This is a genomic window from Flavobacterium sp. MDT1-60, from assembly GCF_014844035.1.
Lineage (GTDB): Bacteria > Bacteroidota > Bacteroidia > Flavobacteriales > Flavobacteriaceae > Flavobacterium.
Map to the genome: position 1 here is coordinate 2,290,229 of NZ_CP062159.1, position 19,988 is coordinate 2,310,216.

Consider the following 19,988-nt stretch of genomic DNA (forward strand, 5'->3'; position numbering starts at 1 on the left):
GACAAAGGTTTTTAAACTTGAAACCTGAAACTTCGAAACCTCCAGAAATCTAAAATCAACAATCTAAAATCTAACATTATGAGTTATTTAGAAATCAAAAATTTAGAGATATCATTTCCAACTCCAAAAGGGAAATACATTGCCGTTCGTGATATTAATTTATCCATTCAAAAAGGAGAAATCATTTCGATTATCGGGCATTCAGGTTGTGGAAAATCCACTATTATGAATGCCATTGGAGGCATGCTGACACCAACTGGCGGTTCTGTTGAATTGGCCAATCAAAAGATAAAAGGACCGGGACCGGATCGCGGAATCGTTTTCCAGAATTATTCACTTTTACCCTGGTTAACAGTAGAGCAGAATATTTTTCAGGCTGTTGATTCAGTTATGAATTGCTCGAAAAAAGAGAAACACGAAATTGTGATTCAGAATCTTAAAATGGTCAATTTATTTGAGCATAAAGATAAATTACCGGGACAACTTTCAGGCGGAATGAAACAGCGTGTTGCCATTGCGAGAGCTTTTGCAATCAATCCGGGAGTATTACTTTTAGATGAGCCTTTCGGAGCTTTAGATGCCTTAACAAAAGGATCGATGCAGTTGGAAGTTTTGAAATTGTGGAACTTAGACAACAGGGAAAAAACGATCGTAATGATCACGCATGATATTGAAGAAGCTTTGTTTTTATCCGATAGAATTGTGGTGTTGAATAATGGTCCGGCATCAACGATAAGAGAAATTGTAGAAGTACATTTGCCAAGGCCGAGAAACAAAATTGAAATTGTAAAAATGCCTGAATATATTACCTTAAGAGATAAATTATTGCATTTATTGACAGATAAATTCTCTATTGAAGATATGGGAATGAAATATAAAAATTAAAGAGAATTTAGTTGAGATGTTCTGTTGAGACGCAAATCTTTGCGTCTCAACATGATATTGATTTACTTTTTCTTACCAACAAATCGAATTACAGAACCTTTTCCGTTATGGAATAAACCTTCGTTCAATTCAATTTCTGTTTCTTCTAATTGGATGATTTCGTAGTTCGGAAAATCAGCTTTTAATTCTTCAATGGAAAACAAAGATTCAATATCTTTTGGTCCTCCAACCTTATCATTTATAGCAAGATATTCCAAATGCTTTTTGCTGAAAGCTTCAAAAATAATGATTCCGTCTTTTCGTAAATAAGTTTCAAGGGTTTTATGAAGATCGGATTTGATTTCGGCTGGAAAGTGAGCATAAATCAAAGCGATTGCATCAAATTGTTCCGGTTGATAATTCAGTGTTTCTAGTTTACCCACTTTATAATCGATTGTTACATTGTTTGCTTCAGCCAATTTTAAAGCTTTATTTTTTCCTTCTTCGCTGATATCAAAAGCAGCAACTTTCCAACCCAATTTAGCGGCGTAAACAGCATTTCGTCCTTCGCCTTCGGCAGGAAAAAGAATGGTTCCGGGGTTTAATTTTTCGATTTGTTCTTTAAAGAAGTTATTGGGCTCTTCGCCATACGCAAATTCCTCGTTGCTGTAGCGGTCGTTCCATCTTTCCGTCCAGGTGTCATTCATTATTTATAGATTAAAGTTAATAATTAAAGGCTTGTGGTCACTGTGCATTGTCCAGTCGTGATAAGTTCCAACTTCGACATTGTCCAGAACTTCTATAAAATCATTGGAAGCAAAACAATAATCAAGATGATACGGTTTGTTTTCGTGACGATAAAGATACAAAGTAGGATGCTCTTCTTTACCCTGAATTTGATTGAAAAATTTATGGTAAGTACTATAGATTTTCTTTGCTTCGAGTTTGTTGACGACCGTGGTATGATTTCCTTCGCGACGTGGCTTGTCCCAAATCGTATTACTGTTGAAATCGCCAATTAAAATCGTTTTGGTTTCGCTAATTAAATCGTCATAATAATTGATGGCTTTCCAAACCTGGGTTACATAAGCGCCATCTTTATCCGCCGGATTATTGGCCCAAACAGCAAACAAAGTAAAATCAACTTTACCACCTGTAACGGCAATTGGAAGAATGTTTTTGAAGATTGGATTATGGCAATCGAGCAACTGAAAGCGATAATCACCATAAGAAAAAACACCAATTCCTTTATGCGGATTGGTACCATACCAAAGAATGTCGTTTGGTAATTTTGTATGGCCGGTAAATTTTAATTTTTCAGGATTTTCACACTCAGAAATTACGGCAATATCAGGATGATAAGGCAGAATGAATTCTGCCTTTTTTCTGAATGCCATGTTGCAATTCCAGGTTATGAGTTTCATTTACAAGAAATTTTAAAAAGAGAATAAAAGATTAAGCAACCCAAGTTCCTTCAACTTCATCAATAATCCATTTATTATTGATTTTTTTTATATAAATTCTAAATCCTTGTCCGCAATGTCTGCCACAAACAAAACCGCCATCTAAAATTCCAAATTGTCTATTTTTATCAAATTGTATTCTAGAAAATGAAACCACCCCTCCAAATATAAAATCGTATTTTGCTTTCCAAATTGTTTTTTTATCTTTTGGAAATTGAGCAATATCTTTAATTAAAAATTTATTGTCGAGTTTTATTTTTTTAAAATCAAAAATATATTCAGTTTCTTTTTTTTCTTTTGATATAAAGATTTTTGAATTAAAGTGTTTTTCAAAATCTTCAGATAGATCTTGATTGTTGTCTTTTAATAATGGGTCAAAAGCAACAATAATTTTCGAAGTATCTTTTTCAATTTTACGTAATTGCATTTTCCATTCTAGTAATTTTTGCTTTTGCTCTTTCGTTCCTTTTGTTGAATCTATACCAATATGATTTCCTTCTTTGTCATATAAAATTTCTCCAACAATAGGGGGAGGATTAAAAAACATTCTCATATCAATACACGTTGAATCGATTAAACTTGGAAAAATTTCTGTCATAACATTTTTCTCAAATTCTAAATCTGTAAGTTTCTTTTCACAGCTAGAAAAAAGAATAACTATTAGTATGACTCTTAGCTTTATAATTCTATTCATTTACCAAATATATCAATTAAAAACAGCAAAATAATTTATGTAAACCAAAAAAATACCCTTTTTCAAAACTGAAAAAGGGTAAATTGATAATGTATATTTTAGAAAATTAGATTAAATATTGCTTTAAACTTTTAATCTTAACCAACAAGTCTTGTTACACCGTTATTAATGTCAATTTCTGCAAAATTGTGTTTTCCCATCACGATAAGTAGTTTGTCTGTATTATATCCTACATATCTTATTTGAGCTTCTCCACGTTTTGGTTCTCCGCAAACAGAAATTACATTGGTTTGCCATTTCAATTTACTTCCTTTGTAAGCAGATATGGTTTGTAGGTCGTTTTCAACATAATAAATAATGTTGTTTTTTTTAATTCCTCTTTTTTGTGTTTTTGCAAAATTAATTTCTGAGTTTTTTGAAATTAAAGTCTCATTGAATTTTTGGCCAATACCAGTGTGAGTTACAAAAAAGGTTAACATGGATAATTTTAAAAATTGTTTCATTTGGATAGAATTGGGGTTCATAATCGATTCAAATATAATCAATTAAAGCAAATAATAACATTTTGTTAAGACAAAAAAAAATACCCTTTACCGAAATAGGAAAAGGGTAAAATATATAAGTTAATTTTACAGAAAAACTATTTTTTCCAGCTGAAAATTCTTGGATTTACAGAAATCATCAACCAGGCCCAATTGTTGGTATGGTCAGCATCTCCGGTTTTTATAAATTCTAAAGTTTTAGATCCAAACATTTGAGAATAACCTCCTGATACCGTAATGTCTTTTTTGAAATTATAACCAAAAGTAGCGTCAATTTCAGTTCCTAAATACGAGTCAAGTTTGGCACTTTGAGGTAGAGGTGTAACAACATCAGCAGCTGACAAAAATACATGCGGAATCAAAGCAAATTGCCATTTGTTTATATTATAGTTTAATTTCAAAAATGCATCTTGCAAACCAATATTATTTAAGTGATTCCCAACATAAAAATAATCCATATAACCATTAAAACCGTGGTTGGTTCCAAATATTGGATTGAATGATTTTATAACGGTGCTTCCATCATTTGACGCTTTTCCAGATAGGAATTCATATCCTAATCCAGCTTTGAATGATTCGGTTATTTGGTATCCAAAGTTAGCTGCAGCATTCCAAGCGCTCACTTGTAAATCGTTGCTTTTCCCCGTTTGCCCGTAAAGCCAAAAATTACTGTCTATTTTATTATTTTTGTATGTAAGGTATGGTCCAAATGTCTGTTTGTAATCTACTAATAATTTAGCATCGGGATTTGCATATTCGTAACCGGTGTTAAGCAATAAAAAACTTAAACCTAGTTCAGTATTGAATTGGTTATGATACCATGCATATTGCAATGTTTTATAAGTATTAACGGTATAAGGAGTCTGAAGAACATTTTCAGCAGTTGAATTGTAAGCTCCTCCCAAATCTAATTTCTGTGTTTCAGTATGATAACTTACTGTCAATGCATCGTGACTTTGCGCCTGCTGTCCCCAATCTTGCTCTCCAAGAATACGTTGATTGTCGTAAGATAGCACTTGGCGACCCATTCTTGCACTCCATTTTTGAGTAAAATTGTATTGTGCCCAAGCTTCAAAAACTGCCACTCCATTTTTATCTGCTGTCGCTGCAGGTACAACATCGCCCCATGTTCTGGTGTTTTGAAGCGTCAATTTTACGGTTAAGTCTTCTTGTTTGTAATTGAAGTTTAAACGGGAACGCTGTGAAATTTGAGAAGTTCCTTTCTGACCTTCGGGTAAAAGTGTTTTGTATCCATTTCTGTATTCAAAACGTGGTCTAACTTGTAAGTTTACATCTAATTCCTGCGCCTGAATTGAAGCGCTCATTCCTCCTAATACTAATAAAATGAGTATTCTTAGTTTTTTCATTTCTTTTTTATTTTGATGAGTCGCAAATTTATAAGATTAATAGGATTTTCTTAAATGATAAAAATCATATTTGTAAATTATTTTGCTGTTGGTAATAAGTCGTTTTTTTTATAATTGAAAATGAGAAAGATACAATTAAATTTCACGAAATACCTGTTCGTTTTTCTACAAAAATTAATATAAAAAGAGTGTAATTTTATGTTTTTGTGATAGGATAATGAAATTAAAAAAAATAAAAGGAGCTTTTGAAATGAATCAAAAGCTCCTTTTAATAGAGAGAATTAGAACTATCTGACTTTCGTCGAGTTTAGTTTGTTAAATATAGTAAAATTAATTTAATAAATGGATTATTGTCTGTCAATTACACGGGCTAAAACAGGCTGTTTTTCGTTCATTATTTTGGTGATGGTATAATGCATCCAAATCAGGCAAATAACTGAAAACACTAAAATAAAAATCCATGAACTTGACCAGATTCCGGTTGAGGTTAGCAAATATCCAAAGATAATTGGCCCAAAGAAACCGCCCAAACCACCAATCATTCCAACCATTCCGCCAACAACACCAACTTCAGTCGGAAAATATTCCGGAATATGTTTGTAAACCGCTGCTTTTCCAATTCCCCAGGAAATCCCGATTAGGATAACCAAAACAAGAAAAACCCACATATTGGCATCGAATTTAATTACTGTAATTCCTTTTGCCAGTAATTCTTTTTTCTTTACCGTTTGGTTTTGTTGAACAACCACTTGCTGCCATGAAGTTCTGGTTGGGAAAATAGCATTTTCACTTTCGGTTTCTTTCTTTTGAGCAACGGCAAAATCAGTATCACCAACTTTAATATTTTGATCAGAAACAGCAGTGATAACTCCTTTTTTGCTGGCTAAAACTCCAGGTCCGGTTGTAGTAATTTCCATTTTGGGAATCATCAATAAAGCGCTTAAAATTACTGAAGAGCTTAAAACCCAATACATCACTTTTCTGGCTCCAAATTTATCAGACAAATAACCTCCAAAAGCTCTGATTACACCAGAAGGCAAACTGAAAAGTGTTGCAAATAATCCACCCATCACTAAACTTGTTTGATACACGTTCATGAAATTCGGCAATAACCATTGTGAGTAAGCCACAAAACATCCGAAAACTAAAAAGTAATAAGCTCCAAAGCGCCAAACGCGAGCAGATTTAAGAGATTGAAGCATTTGAGAAACACTCTTTGTATTGTTTTCTATTTTCTTGTTTTTGGCAAAAATTAAAAAAGCAATTCCAATAACAACCAAAGCTATACCATAAATTACAGGAAGTATTTTCCAGCCATTTTGAGGATCTTCTATAGAAAAATGATTTAGTAATGAAGGCGCTAAAAAAGTGGTGATTGCGGCACCGGCATTCCCCATTCCGAAGATTCCCAAAGCGCGTCCCTGCCATTCTTTTGGATACCAAATTGAAGTATATCCAATTCCGACAGCAAAACTGGTACCTACCATTCCGAATAAAAAACTTAGCAAAGCAAATGTTATAAAACTATCTGCAAAAGGCAGTAAAAACAAAGGAATCGAGCAGAGGAGAAGCAATAATGAGAAAACATATTTCCCTCCAAACTTATCAGTAAGGATACCAATTGGTAAACGCATAATAGAACCCGTAAGAATTGGAATTCCAAGAAGCCATCCCACCTGAACAACGCTCCAGTGGAAAATGCCATTATCAACTAAAAAGGTTACTAAAACGCCATTTAGTGTCCAACAGGCAAAACACACAGTGAAAGCCAGGGTATTTAAAAATAAAATCTTGTGTGATTGCGAGAGTGAGTTTGTATTTTTCATAGCACTTAATATTTTTTAACAAAAATAAGTACTATAACGTAGTTAAAAACTGCGAAAACGCAGTTTTTGAAAAATAATTACGTAATTATACGTAGTTTTTATAATAAAGAATACTCGGTGGCTTTATTCGAAAGTTCCATTAAGTTTTTAACTTTCAGTTTCTTCATCAGGTTAAAACGATGTACTTCTGCAGTTCGTTTACTGATATCAAGGGCTTCGGCAATTTCTTTATTTCCTTTTCCGGATAATAAAAGTGTCAGGATTTCTTTTTCTCTTTTGGTAATCATCATTTCTTCGCCTAAATTTTGCTTAGGTTCTAATGAAGTAGAAGAGTTTGTTGTTAATTGTCCAATAAGTATAGAAGAAATGTCTCCGCTAAAATATTTTCCGCCTGCAGCAACAGTATGAAGAGCTTTTAGGAATTCTTCTTTACTTGAACCTTTTAGTAAATAACCATCGGCTCCGGCTTTAATCGATTTCAATACGTATTCTTCAGACTCGTGCATAGAAAGCATAATGATTTTCACCTCATTATTGTCGCTTCTAAGTTTTTCTACTACCTCAATACCAGTTAAGTTTGGCATACGAATATCTACTATAAGTAAATCTGGTTTACTGTCAGCAACAACTTCAAGAGCATCGGCACCATCAATTGCTTCGCCTACAACCTCAATGTTTGCTTCGTTTTCCAGTAAAGATTTTATCCCATCTCTTACAAATACATGATCATCAGCTAGAACAACTCGAATAGTAGCACTCATATTTTACTTAATTTTGATTCTGAATTTTTACGTATATTCATCTATATAGAAGATGCTAATATACGTAATTTTTTAAATTAGATAATGGGTCAATTAGATAATTAGATAATGTTGGAATTTGATAATGTGAAAATAACGTTGTTAATCCGTTATTTTTTTGTCCAATCTTGTGATTGATAAAGGAAAATCCGATAATAGCTAGACGAGGATTGGTAATTTTGATTGCGAGTTTCTTATTATTGTATAAAACTGAAGCCAACATTGAATTTTAGAACTTGTAATAACTTTATAAATCTTTTGAAAACGTTTGCCGCGAGAGGGATGGGAACTGGCTACCGAAGTAGCGTGGACAGCCCGACAGTATTAGAGAAAGGGGCTGCTGTAGACAAAGTATTTTAAGCCCCTTTCTCTAATGCTGTCTCGCCCTGATAAAGGGAATTAGATAATTAGATAATGTGGGAATTAGATAATGTGAAAATAACGCTGTTGATGGGTTATTTTTTGTTCAATCTTGTCATCCGGAGGAAGGATCACACTAGTAGCTCAACAAAGATTGGCGATTTTGATTGCGGAGTTACTTGCGGGGATTTCTCGTTCCTCGAAATGACAAGTTTGTGTGCAGTAGGAATTTTAAATAGCAAACTAGAAATTATCTAATTATCAAATTTCCTAATTACCACATTATCAGATAGGAATATTAAAAGTAATCCTCGTTCCTTCACCCGGAATCGATTTAAAGAAAACGCGCCCGTTGATGTATTGAATTCTTTCTTTCATAAACAACATTCCCATTCCGGATTCGCTGTTTCGTTTTTTATCGACAGCGGCTACATCAAAACCTTTACCATTGTCATCAACAATGATACTTAGTAAAGTACTGCTATGTGAAAGCTGAACTATAATATGTGAAGATTCAGCGTATTTTATGGCATTGTTTATTGCTTCCTGTGTAAGACGATAAATGTTGATTTCAATTAGAGAATCCAAACGCTGACTAAAATCGGTTTTATTATAAAACAGAATTTCTTTTCCGGTTAGTTTTGATAGTTCCTGAGTTAATTTTGCTAAGGATGAAACAATGCCGTGATCGCTTAATTCCGGAGGCATTAAGTTGAAAGTTGCCGTGCGAACTCCTTTGATAATATCAAGCGATAGTTTCTTTAAATATTCAATTTTTTGTGCCGATTTTTCTTTGTCATCCAAATTGATGCTTTCCAGACTAAATTTTAAACCAGTTAACATTTGCCCAATTCCGTCGTGAATTTCTTTGGCAATTCGGTTTTGTTCGTTTTCCTGATTTTCGACAATTTTACTTGAAATAACTTTTTGCTGATTGATTTTTTCGGTACTGTTTTCAATATTCAGACGTTCGACTTCGCGTTGCGCTTTTTTGCGTTCGGTAATGTTGAAACAAATAATCAAAAGTTCTAATTCGTCTTTTTTTATGGTAACCGGAACCATTGATAAATCCAGCCAGATATTTTGTCCTTCCTTATTGATAATATTAATTTCACCCTGCCAGCCACTGCGCTGTTTCTCAAAAATGATGCGATCAATATTTAATTGTTCTTTTTCGTCAGTAGTTAAAACTTCAGAGAATTTTTTGTTGGACGAAAACTTGGTGTAGTTTAAAAGTTTGGCAAATTTTTCTCCAATATGAATAATAGAACCATCAGGAGCAATACGGCAATAGAGCAGCGTATTTTCCATCGCATAATTGAGCGATTTTAATTCTTTAACGGAGTTTTCCTTTATTTCACTGATAATCTCGGTGTCGTAAGCGAGTTTTAGGGCTTTCTTTTCAGAAGATAAAAGTTTGGCAATTAGTCTCTCAATTTTTTTGTTGGTAGGTTTGAAAATAAAGAAAAACTCCAGCAGCAAAATAAATAGGGTAAAGGCAAAAATCCAATATTCGATTCTGCGCTGTTCGGTAACTTTTTCGTGTGCTTCAAGATCGTACTGACTTACAATCTGATTCATTTTCGAAAGAAAAACACCTTCGTTTTTTAGAATAATCCTAACCAGTTTTTGATTATCAGCGGATGTGTTTTTCTGCTCTAAATTTAGCAGAAACAAATCGGTGGTTTTTACAATACTATTGAAGCTTGGTTTTATTTCAAGGTAAAATTTATCAAGAGTCTCGCTCTTTTCTTTTGGAAAAGCCAGACTATCACTTCCGTTTTCGAGTGAATTCTGATTGTTTTTCCAAAGTGATAAAACATTTTTTAGATGGGAAATCTGTTTTTGAGAAGTAGTGTCAGAAACATAATGTAAAATCAAAACTTCTTTGACAATTTTCTGGCTCAGCATTCTTTGCTTCCCTGAAATATTGATGATTTTAGAATCGCTAAACTGTTGTTTTAAATTATATTGAACTAAAACCTGACTTAAAATGATGGTTACAGCAATAGTCCAGAGTGCAAAAAAATACAGTCGGCGTAAATTTTTGAAAGTAATTTTCTCTGCAGCTTCCTGATTGCTCTTCTTCATAATAAAAAAATCAGATTACAGTCCTAAAGATGCTTTTATCAAGTTTAGATTTTCTTCAGAATAGTTGATTTTTAAGGCTTCCTGATGCCCTTTATCTGACATTTTATCCCATGTTTTTTTGATGATATTCTTTAGTTTTTCGGCATCGTGTTTGTGTACAAAAGGATCCAGGTAATATTCTAAAAATACCAAACAAATAACATCTTCAAGCAATTGTGTTTCGGCATCTTTTTTAAGTAACTTCTTTTCGATTAAAAAAGAAACGCGATCAATAAAATCTTGTTTATATCCTGCTTTTTCTAAGATTTCAGCAGTAAGCTTGGCGTGAAATTTTTTCAATTCTTCTCTCCATCGCAAGTAGCCCACACGATCCATTGGGTACGATTCTCGAGCGACTTTCCATCGACAGATATGTTGTGCTTTTGAAGCGATCTGAACTTCTTCTGAAGCTTCAGGCTCAAATTGCATCAACCTTTCGTACATCCTGTTTGAATAAAGTAATTCTTTAGGATATTCGTTGTTTTGATCGATTTCGATATTTGGATCCTGTGCGTTTTCGGCATCAATCCATTCACTTGCTTTTTGAAAAGGTGTATTCATTGTTGGTTTAGTAATAGATTTCAAATATACGGAATTAGTAGAGAAGTCGAAAGTCTAAAGTCGAAAGTGAGAGGCAAGAAGCAAGAAGCAAGAGGAAAAAGGTTAAAATTTACATCCAATATTAAAGGTTGCATTTTTCAAATCTTGCTTCTTGTTTCTTGCCTCTTAAAGTCTAATCTACAAACCCAACGAATACTTCATCTTCAACAACTTTAACCGGATACGTTGCAATTTTTAAATCGTCATCTCCATTTAAGTTTGAACCATCAACCAATGAAAAAGTTTTTTTGTGCATGGGACACGCAATTTTCGGAATATCATCTGCAGATCCTGTCATTCCTCTGGCCAAAACCATTTCCATTTTATGCGGACATGCATTTTGACAAGCGTACCATTCATTGCGACGCGTAAAATTAAAAATCGCAATTTGCTTGTTTTTGTATTTGATGCAGCCCCCGCGGTTGGTCGGAAAATCTTCTACTTTTCCAGCTTTGAACCAAATTGTAGCATCGTTTGGATGTACTGTTTCGTATTGACTTAAGATTTCTTCCATTTGAGTAAATTTTTGGTTCCTGTTTCTTATCCCTCTTTTTACAATCAAGAGAGTTTGATGGCGCAGTAAAAAAGAGGGTAAGAGGACAGCAAACGTTTGTGATTTTTTTTTTTTTTTTGGAGCTGTTACGACCAGGCTTTTGGCGCTTTTTGATCTCTTAACGGAACAAAAACAACATTGTCATCTTTCTCTTCAGAGTTTACAAAATGACTGAAACGTTTTAATAATCTTGGTTTTTCTAATACTTGTTTCCACTCGCATTCAAAAGTGTTTACCAGAGTTTGCATTTCAGCTTCTAAGGTTTCGCAGATGCCTAAGCTATCTTCAATAATTACTTCTTTCAAATACTCTAAACCACCGTCTAGTTTTTCTAACCAGGTTGAAGTTCTGATTAGCGGACCAGCCGTACGGATGTAATACATTAAAAAGCGATCCATGTATTTGATAACCGTTTCTTTATCAATTTTTTCAGCTAATAAAACAGCGTGTTTTGGATTTGCCCCACCATTTCCGGCGATGTATAGATTCCATCCGCCTTCAACAGCAATTAAACCAAAATCTTTTCCGCGGGCTTCGGCACATTCACGAATACAGGCCGAAACACCACCTTTTAATTTGTGAGGAGAACGAATTCCTTTATATCTGTTTTCTAATTCAATTGCAAATCCGGCGCTGTCATCCATTCCGTAACGACACCATGCGTTTCCGACACAGCTTTTAACGGCACGAAGTGATTTTCCGTAAGCGTGACCGCTTTCAAAACCATTATCAATTAAGATTTTCCAGATTTTTGGAAGATCATTCAAATGGGCTCCGAATAAGTCAACACGCTGTGCGCCGGTAATTTTAGTATATAAATCGAATTGTTTGGCTACTTCACCTATAACAATTAGTTTCTCAGCCGTAATTTCTCCACCGGCAACTCTAGGTACAACTGAATACGTTCCGTTTCGTTGAATATTGGCTAAAAATCTATCGTTTGTATCTTGTGTTGTAACGTGTTTGTTGGCAGTATCATTGTAAATACTGGAGAAAATAGAAGCCACGACCGGTTTACAAACTTCACAGCCGTCACCTTTTCCATGATGATCGATCACGTCATAAAAATTCTCGTATTTGTTGATTTTTACCAAATCGAAAAGTTCTTGTCTTGTATAAGCAAAATGTTCGCAGATAACCTCTTTTACTTCTTTTCCTAATGATTTTTGAGTTGCTTTTACCAGGTCATAAACCATTGGTTTACAGCCTCCACAACCAGAAGTTGCTTTGGTATGTTTTACAACATCTGAAAAACTGGAACAGGTTTCATCTAAAAGCGAACAGCAAATAGAACCTTTTGTTACATTTTCGCAAGAGCAGATTACCGCAGTATCCGGTAAATCCATAACGCTTCCTAAACTTGAACCTTCAGAACCGTCTCTTGAGCCTAAAATCAAATCTTCCGGATTTTTAGGCAAAGCCATAGCATTGCTGTAAATCTGAAATAAAGAATTGTAATCGCTTGAATCTCCAACCAGGATTCCGCCTAATAAGGTTTTAGAATCTTTAGTAACGTTGATTCTTTTGTAAACACCTGATAATTTATTTTCATAAATAATGGCAGTTACATCGTTATTTTCGATAAAAGGATCACCAAAACTCGCAACTTCAACACCAATTAATTTCAATTGTGTCGACATATCGATGGTTTCTCTCATGGTTTTAGAACCATTTAAGATTTGCTCAGCGGCTACATCGGCCATTTCGTAACCTGGAGCAACAAGTCCGTAAATGTTTTGATTGTATAAAGCCACTTCGCCAATCGCATAAATAGAAGGATCTGATGTTTGCATCTGATTGTTTACCACAACACCGCCTCGTAAACCGACTTCTAATCCTGAAACTCTGGCTAATTCGTCGCGAGGTTTTATTCCGGCAGATATAACCAACATGTCTACTTTTAACAATTCGTCATCGGCAAACATCATTCCCGTTATGCATTCTTTTCCGTCAATATATTGTGTGGCCTTGTTTAAATGGATGCCAATATTTAATTCTTCAATTTTAGACTGCAACATGTCGCTGGCGCCTTTGTCCAATTGTCTCGGCATCAATCTTGGAGCAAATTCGACTACATGTGGATTTAAACCTAAATCACGAACTGCTTTTGCAGCTTCAAGACCTAATAATCCGCCACCTAAAACTGCCGCTTCTGTAGCCCCTTTTTGTTTTATTTTTTTGGCGTAAGCCATAATCGCATCTAAATCCTCGATGGTTCTGTATACAAAAACACCTTCTTTTTCAACCCCGTCGATCGGTGGTACAAATGCAGAAGATCCTGTGGCAAGAACTAAGTAATCGTACGTATGTGTTTTTTCTAAATGCGTATGTATTGTTTTTTCTGTTCTGTTAATATCTGTAATTAATTCAGAAGTATTCAGAGTAATATTGTTTTCTGCGTACCATTCGCTTGTTGACATTGACAAGTCATCTGCTGTTTTGCCGCCAAAGTATTCACTTAAGTGAACACGATCGTAAGCACGTCTTGGCTCTTCACCAAAAACGGTAATCTGATACTTTTCCTGTCCTGATTTTGCAATGAATTTTTCGCAAAATTTATAACCAACCATGCCGTTTCCAACTACTATTACTCTTATCATGATTCCTTTAATTAAGTATTACTACGCAAATATAAGTATTTATACTTATAGAAATACGTAATAAGCTTGCTTTTTTGTTAGAAAAATAACGTTAACAAATACGTATTTTATCGTAATCTCTTAAGTAGTGCGGATTTCAGGCGGTTTTTCATCCTTTTATATTTTATCAATTTGGTACAGATTTTCTTAAATTTGAAAGGATTCTAAATAAGGATTTCGAAAAATTGTCGTAAATTCAATTGAATTTTTGGATTTGTTTCTCAAAATCAAATTCATTCTTAAATAGAAATCTCATGAAAAAAATAGTTTCACTCTTGTTTTTATTGTCTTTAATAACAAGCTGTAAACCAACATCAGGATTAGTTTCAGATGCTACGACATCTAACACTCAGGAAGCCGATATGACCATCTATTTTAAAGCAACCGGAAATGAACCTTTTTGGGGAATAACACTAGGGAAGGAACAAACCATTTTTACTTCATTGATTCCAGGTAAAGAGAAAATCATTTTTTCATCGGTTGAACCGATTAAGGCAATGGATGCCAATGTCAAAATGTATAAACTAAGTAATGAAAAGGCAACCGCAACAGTTACCATTCAGCAATTGGATTGTCAGGATTCAATGTCCGGTGCAATTTCACCTTATAGAGTATCAGTTGAAATTAAAAACAATTCAGAACTGGAGTCTAAAAAAGTACAAGGCTGTGGAAAATATATCACCGATTATCGCCTGCACGATATTTGGGTTCTGGAAGAATTAAACGGTTATAAAGTTTTTATAGCCGATTATCAAAAGGAGTTACCAAGAATCGAAATTCATGCACAGGAAAATACATTTATGGGTTTTGGGGGCTGTAATTCGATCAGCGGAACACTATTCTATGAAAAAGACGTATTACGATTTACCAAAGTAATTTCGACTCTAATGGCCTGCGCGCCTGGTAATAAAGAAAGCGAATTTACAAAAGCGCTTCAAAGTACCACGACATATTCAATTGGCGATAATCGATTGACGCTTTCAAATCCTTCAGGGAAATTATTGGTTTTTAGGAAGGTTGATTAATTACATATATGATGTTATCGAATAGTTTCTCGGAATGACAATACGGTACGAAAAAAATAAAAATCAGTATAAATCCGTGTCTTCGCTTTAGCGAATCCGTCTCATCCGTGTGCCATTAAGCAGTTATTCCAATTCCTTAGGATCTTCGTTTTCCTCTTCAATAAAATCCAGTTCTAAAGCGCGCACCGTCTGAACTGCATTTCCGGCAATACCACGAATCGATCCGTACATTCCTAAAGTATTATGAACTACTTTTTCGATTTGTTTTTCGCGTTGTTTCCAGATTCTTTGCATCGCTCTTTTTTCGGCATCAAGATCACCTTGCATTTGGGTGAAACCTTCTACGATTCCTTCGATCTGCAAGCGGAATTCATTGCTCGTTAAAAAGTCATACAACATTGACATTTTATCGCCTTTGTTTTCCTGCGCCTGAACCGCCTGACTTACCTGAATTAAAGATTGACGTAACACGGCACTCAAACCTTTAAATTCTTCGTAGGTACAGATCCAGATACCGTCACGCATTCCCATTCGGTCCATTCCGGCGGGCATTACTTCAGTGACTAAAACACCGATATTGGCTCTTTTGGTTCGAATATCATTTTTAAATTTTTCAATCCAGGCTGGCTGAAAAGCTTTGGTACGTTTGCTTTCGTAATATATAGAACCGCAATTTTGCAGTTCACGTGTGTTTACAATCTGAAGACAATCTGCACCGTTGGCACCTTTTTTAACTTCATCAATACTGTCAAGCGGGAAATTATTCGCCAGCCATTCTTCGATCGCTAATTCCATTACTTCGCCTTGCAATTGCATAGAACCTTGTTCCTGCTTGCGTTTCATTTCTTCGATTAGCTTTTTCTGATCGTCAGATTGTTTCTGGTATTCTTTTATTTTAAGTTCGTTTTTTTCTTCTTCCTGTTTGCGGATTTTATCACGCTCCAAAACCAAAGTAGCGTTCAGTTGTTTTTGCGCTTCAGCTTCGATCGCTTCTTTCATTTCCAGTTTTTCACGTTGTAGTTTTGCGATTTCGCCCGTCATTTTATTCAATTCCCGAAGTTTTTCTGATTTCTCAGAAAGTTCTTTTTCCATCAACGTCAAACGATCTTTATTTTCTTCTTCGAGTTTGGTTTTTAGTTTTTCGGTAATTTCTTTTTCAGCTGTCTTTTTTTCGCGTTCTAAACGTTCAGCGAAAAGTTCATTTTCCTGTTTCTTTTTCGCTTCAAAGTCGGCTTTGGCTTTTTCGAATTGCTCATTTTTAAGTTCCAGTTCTCTGGTTTGAGTATTGGCTTTTTGTTGAAATTCTTTACGGATACTATCTTCTAACTGATGTTTTAAAACATCGTTTACGTCGATTGGTGTCCCGCAATTTGGGCATATAATTGAAGATTGCTCAGCCATTTTTTGTTGATTTTTTAACGAGAATTATAATTTGCTAAGGTATTTAAAAGTTCTCTTTTAAGTGCAAAGTAAGTGGTGATAAATTGTAACGATTTTTTGCCACGAACTGCACGAATTTCCACTAAATTATTTTGTGTTCGTCCTTCATAATGCGTGCAATTTAATTACTCTTAGCTTTTAAATTTTACGGATTTCCATAGTTCTAAATTAATTCGTGAAAATTCGTGTAATTACTGGCAAACTTATTTTTTAGAAAAATTCAATAAAAACTCAACTGCAGATTTTGTGATTTCAGAATCGTCTTCTTTTGAGGTTATTAGTGAAACGTCAGTAAATAAATTGACTTTTTTCAATTCTATAAAACCAATTTTTGTATCCGAATTATTCTTCGCAATGTTGGAGGGAACAATCGAAATTCCCAAGCCATTTTTTACCAATTGAACAATTGAATTGATGTTGTTTGATTCGTGAATGATTTTGGGTTCAAATCCATAAAATGCACAAAGCTCCAATAAAACTTCATGATAATGCGGGGCGTAATCTTTATTGAAAAACACAAAAGTTTCGTCTTTTAAATTCGGAATCTCTTCTTCAGAGTTAATTTGAATCAAACTCTTATTGTAAACTACCGAAAAACCATCCTGAAACCACAATTGCGATTTTATTTTAGGAGATTTTACAGGGGATCGAATAATTCCCAAGTCAATTTTCCCCTGTTCCAAAGCTAAGATTTGTTTGGTTGTCGATACTTCAAAAAGTTTAAAATTGACGTATGGAAATTGCTCTTTCAGTTGTTTAATCAAATCTGAAATTACAGACGAATAAATCGAACTGATATAGGCAATTCTGAATTCTCCTGAAACATTCTCTGCTATTTTTTTTGCTTTTAAGGAAATGCGTTCCAAATTCTGAAAAAGTTCTTTTACTTCTTTTTCAAAATATTTTCCTGCTTCAGTAAGTTCAACTTTTTTATTATTTCGATTGAATAAACGCGCCTGGAGTTCTTCTTCCAATTCCATAATCTGCCTGCTTAAAGGCGGTTGCGAGATAAATAATTTTTCAGCAGCTTTAGTAAAGTTTAATTCTTCGGCTACAGCCAAAAAATATTTTAAGTTACGTAATTCCATAAATACCTATTAAGTATTAATAATTGACAAAATAAGTATTTTTGAAGTATATATCATAATGCTAGTTTTGATAAAAAAATTTTCACGCAGATTTTAAACAGATTTAAGCAGATTGGCGCAGATATTTTTGATGCAAAATTTTTAAATTTATTTTAAAGCTGTAGATGAATATATCAAAAGAAAAAATCCTTTTTAATCTGCTTAAATCTTTTTTAAATCTGCGTGAAACTTAAAACTCAAAGTAAAAAATAAAATTATGAAAAAATCAACTATTGAAGAGATCAGGGAACGGTTTGATAATGATGTCGAACGATTTTCAAATTTAGAAACGGGGCAAGTCGCTACAATCGACGCTACCATTTCTTTAGAATTAATTACGGAAGCGTCCAAAAGGATTGTTCCGAATGCTATCAATGTTTTGGATATTGGCTGTGGTGCCGGGAATTATACTTTGAAAATGTTGTCTAAGTTGCCCAATTTAAATTGCACTTTGGTTGATTTGAGTTTGCCCATGTTAGATAAAGCTTTTGAAAGGGTTTCAGTAGAAACCAACGGTCGGGTAGAAGTGAAGCAAGGCGATATTCGTGAAGTTGAATTACCGGAAAATCATTTTGATATTATTTTGGCCGGAGCGGTTTTGCATCATTTAAGAGATGATGAAGATTGGGAAACGACTTTTACTAAAATATTCAAATTATTGAAACCCGGAGGATGTTTTATGATTTCGGATTTGATTACGCAGGATACTGACTTATTAAATGAATATACCTGGCAACGTTATGGTGATTATTTAGAGGGAATTGGTGGTGCAGAATACCGTCAGAAAGTTTTGGATTATGTCGAAAAAGAAGACACACCAAGATCGATGAACTATCAATTGGATTTGATGAAGAAAATTGGCTTTACAAGCGTTGAAATTTTACACAAGAATATGTGTTTTGGTGCTTTTGGCGGGATTAAGTAAAAAAGTTTGCCACGAATTACACTAATTTTCACGAATTAAAATTTTGTTTATCATTCGCAATAAAGCAAAGCTTTATTGCAAAACAAAAAATTAGTGGAAATTAGTGTAATTCGTGGCAAACTATTTATATTTTATTTTCTAATTCTGGTTTAGAAAACTTGTTCTTAAAATCAAAAACCAGTTGCGACGGGCCGTTTTGCTGTAAATAATCTAATTTTTCTACGGCTTCTTCGAGTGTTGGAATATGTCCTTTTGGGATCCACCACATTGCTGTTGCTGCTTTCCCAAATTTAAGAAACCATTCTTTACGGCGTCTTAAAAACTCGCTATGAAACGTTTTGTACATATAATGCTCTAAAGTCTCAATATTCTCCCAAACTGAAACATTCACGATGATTTGTTCATCATTATACGGATTGAGATTGGTCGCATTATAACTGTCGTCTTTCAATCTCCAGACAAAACCTTCGCTTTTTTCGGCTAATGTATTAACAAGATCCAGATTGTCTACAAATTCTTTCATGATCGGATCATTTATCGTGACTCCTTTCATTTTGGCAATATTAATTTCGGCAAGATGATAGTTACTCATATTTGTATGTTTCTGAATAGGAAGCAAGTTAATCGTTTTTTGAGTAATTATTTTTAGCGATTAGTTATATCTATAACAATTTTTCCGACAGAAGAACCATCGCTAACGGCTTTGTGAGCCTCTATAGCATTGTCTAAAGTAAATTGTCTGGAGTCGATAAGAGGTTTTAATTTTCCTTCTTCAATTAGTTTTGTAGTTTCTTTCAAAATGTCTCCGTGATGTTTTCTACCTTCTCCACTAATCATCGGATGTAAAACAAAAATACCATGCAAGCTTGCAGAACGTAGGGATCCTGTTGCTAAAGTATGGGTTCCAAAGGCGTAGCAACTCGCAATTTGTCCATAATGACGAATAGCTTTGAATGAATCGTCCAGCGATGGACCGCCAACAGTATCGTAAATAATATCAAAACCTTTTCCGTCCGTATATTGATTTACGTAATCTTCAACGGTTTCTGTTTTGTAATCAATTGGCGTTGCGCCAAATCCTTTTACAATATCAGCTTTTTGAGATGAAACAGTTGCATAAACATCGGCACCAAAAATTTTGGCAAGCTGAACGACCATATGACCAACTCCGCCCGCTCCGGCGTGCACCAAAACTTTATCGCCTTTTTTTACTTTTGCCCTGTCTATTAGACCCTCCCAGGCAGTAAGTAAAACGAGTGGAATTCCGGCAGCTTCTTTCATGGTTAAGTTTTTCGGTTTCTTAGCCAATAAATCTGCATCAACAGCCGTGTATTCTGCTAAAGTTCCCTGAAGGCCTAAAACCCCTCCGGCAAGTCCGTAAACTTCATCACCAATTTTAAATTCGGTAACGCCTTCGCCGATTCCTTCAATAACGCCGGCAAGGTCAGTTCCTAAAATTGCAGGCAAAACAGGTGATGCGTAAGGCGAAAGTCCTAATCTGATTTTATTATCGATTGGGTTAACGCCACTTGCGTAAATTTTTACCAAAACTTCTCCTTTTTTCGGACTTGGTTTTGCGATTTCAGTTGTTACAAAATCGGATTCATATGTATTTGTGAAAAGTGCTTTCATT

The 19,988-nt window shown here is 34.5% G+C and carries 18 protein-coding genes; 3 read left to right on the plus strand and 15 right to left on the minus strand.

Going from position 1 to position 19,988, the window contains the following annotated elements; all coding sequences use genetic code 11:
- Positions 1 to 78: 78 nt before the first annotated feature.
- On the plus strand, positions 79 to 885 hold the full coding sequence (locus IHE43_RS09920; RefSeq protein ID WP_192187783.1) for an ABC transporter ATP-binding protein: 807 nt from the start codon (positions 79 to 81) through the stop codon (positions 883 to 885).
- Between the two features lie 62 nt (positions 886 to 947).
- Here the strand turns inward: IHE43_RS09920 and IHE43_RS09925 are convergent, their stop codons facing one another.
- The 11 genes from IHE43_RS09925 to nirB all read right to left on the minus strand — a co-directional run bounded on the left by IHE43_RS09925 (position 948) and on the right by nirB (position 13,799).
- Positions 948 to 1,571 (minus strand): bifunctional 2-polyprenyl-6-hydroxyphenol methylase/3-demethylubiquinol 3-O-methyltransferase UbiG, encoded by a 624-nt coding sequence (locus IHE43_RS09925; RefSeq protein ID WP_192187784.1) that lies wholly within the window; start codon positions 1,569 to 1,571, stop codon positions 948 to 950.
- 3 nt (positions 1,572 to 1,574) lie between these two features.
- Entirely contained in the window at positions 1,575 to 2,288 is a 714-nt protein-coding gene (locus tag IHE43_RS09930) for an endonuclease/exonuclease/phosphatase family protein (protein WP_192187785.1), read from the minus strand.
- Positions 2,289 to 2,319: 31 nt separating this feature from the next.
- On the minus strand, positions 2,320 to 3,021 hold the full coding sequence (locus tag IHE43_RS09935; protein ID WP_192187786.1) for a hypothetical protein: 702 nt from the start codon (positions 3,019 to 3,021) through the stop codon (positions 2,320 to 2,322).
- Between the two features lie 137 nt (positions 3,022 to 3,158).
- Entirely contained in the window at positions 3,159 to 3,524 is a 366-nt protein-coding gene (locus IHE43_RS09940; RefSeq protein WP_192187787.1) for a hypothetical protein, read from the minus strand.
- Between the two features lie 137 nt (positions 3,525 to 3,661).
- Positions 3,662 to 4,930, minus strand: coding sequence for an alginate export family protein (locus IHE43_RS09945; protein ID WP_192187788.1), 1,269 nt, complete (start codon positions 4,928 to 4,930; stop codon positions 3,662 to 3,664).
- 347 nt (positions 4,931 to 5,277) lie between these two features.
- Positions 5,278 to 6,756 (minus strand): nitrate/nitrite transporter, encoded by a 1,479-nt coding sequence (locus IHE43_RS09950; protein WP_192187789.1) that lies wholly within the window; start codon positions 6,754 to 6,756, stop codon positions 5,278 to 5,280.
- A gap of 98 nt (positions 6,757 to 6,854) precedes the next feature.
- On the minus strand, positions 6,855 to 7,517 hold the full coding sequence (locus IHE43_RS09955; RefSeq protein WP_192187790.1) for a response regulator transcription factor: 663 nt from the start codon (positions 7,515 to 7,517) through the stop codon (positions 6,855 to 6,857).
- A gap of 684 nt (positions 7,518 to 8,201) precedes the next feature.
- Positions 8,202 to 10,007: an ATP-binding protein gene (locus IHE43_RS09960; protein ID WP_192187791.1), complete on the minus strand. Its 1,806-nt coding sequence runs from the start codon at positions 10,005 to 10,007 to the stop codon at positions 8,202 to 8,204.
- 15 nt (positions 10,008 to 10,022) lie between these two features.
- Positions 10,023 to 10,607: a DUF4202 domain-containing protein gene (locus IHE43_RS09965; RefSeq protein ID WP_192187792.1), complete on the minus strand. Its 585-nt coding sequence runs from the start codon at positions 10,605 to 10,607 to the stop codon at positions 10,023 to 10,025.
- A gap of 172 nt (positions 10,608 to 10,779) precedes the next feature.
- Complete coding sequence (nirD, locus tag IHE43_RS09970) at positions 10,780 to 11,160, minus strand: nitrite reductase small subunit NirD (protein WP_192187793.1); 381 nt, start codon at positions 11,158 to 11,160, stop codon at positions 10,780 to 10,782.
- A 125-nt stretch (positions 11,161 to 11,285) separates the two neighbouring features.
- Positions 11,286 to 13,799, minus strand: a complete 2,514-nt coding sequence (gene nirB, locus IHE43_RS09975; RefSeq protein WP_192187794.1) for a nitrite reductase large subunit NirB — start codon at positions 13,797 to 13,799, stop codon at positions 11,286 to 11,288.
- Positions 13,800 to 14,092: 293 nt separating this feature from the next.
- On the opposite strand from nirB, the gene IHE43_RS09980 reads away from it, so the two are divergent.
- Positions 14,093 to 14,863 (plus strand): META domain-containing protein, encoded by a 771-nt coding sequence (locus tag IHE43_RS09980; protein WP_192187795.1) that lies wholly within the window; start codon positions 14,093 to 14,095, stop codon positions 14,861 to 14,863.
- A gap of 123 nt (positions 14,864 to 14,986) precedes the next feature.
- Here the strand turns inward: IHE43_RS09980 and IHE43_RS09985 are convergent, their stop codons facing one another.
- Positions 14,987 to 16,264, minus strand: a complete 1,278-nt coding sequence (locus IHE43_RS09985; protein ID WP_192187796.1) for a DUF2130 domain-containing protein — start codon at positions 16,262 to 16,264, stop codon at positions 14,987 to 14,989.
- 242 nt (positions 16,265 to 16,506) lie between these two features.
- Positions 16,507 to 17,391 (minus strand): LysR family transcriptional regulator, encoded by an 885-nt coding sequence (locus tag IHE43_RS09990; protein ID WP_192187797.1) that lies wholly within the window; start codon positions 17,389 to 17,391, stop codon positions 16,507 to 16,509.
- Between the two features lie 256 nt (positions 17,392 to 17,647).
- On the opposite strand from IHE43_RS09990, the gene IHE43_RS09995 reads away from it, so the two are divergent.
- The gene (locus IHE43_RS09995; RefSeq protein ID WP_192187798.1) at positions 17,648 to 18,355 is read left to right on the plus strand and encodes a class I SAM-dependent methyltransferase; all 708 of its coding nucleotides are present in this window, start codon (positions 17,648 to 17,650) and stop codon (positions 18,353 to 18,355) included.
- A gap of 124 nt (positions 18,356 to 18,479) precedes the next feature.
- On the opposite strand, the gene IHE43_RS10000 is transcribed toward IHE43_RS09995, so the two are convergent.
- A complete protein-coding gene (locus tag IHE43_RS10000) occupies positions 18,480 to 18,947 on the minus strand; it encodes a DUF3291 domain-containing protein (RefSeq protein WP_192187799.1) in 468 nt (155 codons plus the stop codon).
- Between the two features lie 53 nt (positions 18,948 to 19,000).
- Entirely contained in the window at positions 19,001 to 19,987 is a 987-nt protein-coding gene (locus IHE43_RS10005; protein ID WP_192187800.1) for a zinc-dependent alcohol dehydrogenase family protein, read from the minus strand.
- Position 19,988 lies beyond the last annotated feature (1 nt).

Excerpts from the sequence above, each read along its gene's own strand:
- IHE43_RS09920 (WP_192187783.1), top strand. The coding sequence starts at position 79 with ATGAGTTATTTAGAAATCAAAAATTTAGAGATATCATTTCCAACTCCA.
- IHE43_RS09925 (WP_192187784.1), bottom strand. The coding sequence starts at position 1,571 with ATGAATGACACCTGGACGGAAAGATGGAACGACCGCTACAGCAACGAG.
- IHE43_RS09930 (WP_192187785.1), bottom strand. The coding sequence starts at position 2,288 with ATGAAACTCATAACCTGGAATTGCAACATGGCATTCAGAAAAAAGGCA.
- IHE43_RS09935 (WP_192187786.1), bottom strand. The coding sequence starts at position 3,021 with ATGAATAGAATTATAAAGCTAAGAGTCATACTAATAGTTATTCTTTTT.
- IHE43_RS09940 (WP_192187787.1), bottom strand. The coding sequence starts at position 3,524 with ATGAAACAATTTTTAAAATTATCCATGTTAACCTTTTTTGTAACTCAC.
- IHE43_RS09945 (WP_192187788.1), bottom strand. The coding sequence starts at position 4,930 with ATGAAAAAACTAAGAATACTCATTTTATTAGTATTAGGAGGAATGAGC.
- IHE43_RS09950 (WP_192187789.1), bottom strand. The coding sequence starts at position 6,756 with ATGAAAAATACAAACTCACTCTCGCAATCACACAAGATTTTATTTTTA.
- IHE43_RS09955 (WP_192187790.1), bottom strand. The coding sequence starts at position 7,517 with ATGAGTGCTACTATTCGAGTTGTTCTAGCTGATGATCATGTATTTGTA.
- IHE43_RS09960 (WP_192187791.1), bottom strand. The coding sequence starts at position 10,007 with ATGAAGAAGAGCAATCAGGAAGCTGCAGAGAAAATTACTTTCAAAAAT.
- IHE43_RS09965 (WP_192187792.1), bottom strand. The coding sequence starts at position 10,607 with ATGAATACACCTTTTCAAAAAGCAAGTGAATGGATTGATGCCGAAAAC.
- nirD (WP_192187793.1), bottom strand. The coding sequence starts at position 11,160 with ATGGAAGAAATCTTAAGTCAATACGAAACAGTACATCCAAACGATGCT.
- nirB (WP_192187794.1), bottom strand. The coding sequence starts at position 13,799 with ATGATAAGAGTAATAGTAGTTGGAAACGGCATGGTTGGTTATAAATTT.
- IHE43_RS09980 (WP_192187795.1), top strand. The coding sequence starts at position 14,093 with ATGAAAAAAATAGTTTCACTCTTGTTTTTATTGTCTTTAATAACAAGC.
- IHE43_RS09985 (WP_192187796.1), bottom strand. The coding sequence starts at position 16,264 with ATGGCTGAGCAATCTTCAATTATATGCCCAAATTGCGGGACACCAATC.
- IHE43_RS09990 (WP_192187797.1), bottom strand. The coding sequence starts at position 17,391 with ATGGAATTACGTAACTTAAAATATTTTTTGGCTGTAGCCGAAGAATTA.
- IHE43_RS09995 (WP_192187798.1), top strand. The coding sequence starts at position 17,648 with ATGAAAAAATCAACTATTGAAGAGATCAGGGAACGGTTTGATAATGAT.
- IHE43_RS10000 (WP_192187799.1), bottom strand. The coding sequence starts at position 18,947 with ATGAGTAACTATCATCTTGCCGAAATTAATATTGCCAAAATGAAAGGA.
- IHE43_RS10005 (WP_192187800.1), bottom strand. The coding sequence starts at position 19,987 with ATGAAAGCACTTTTCACAAATACATATGAATCCGATTTTGTAACAACT.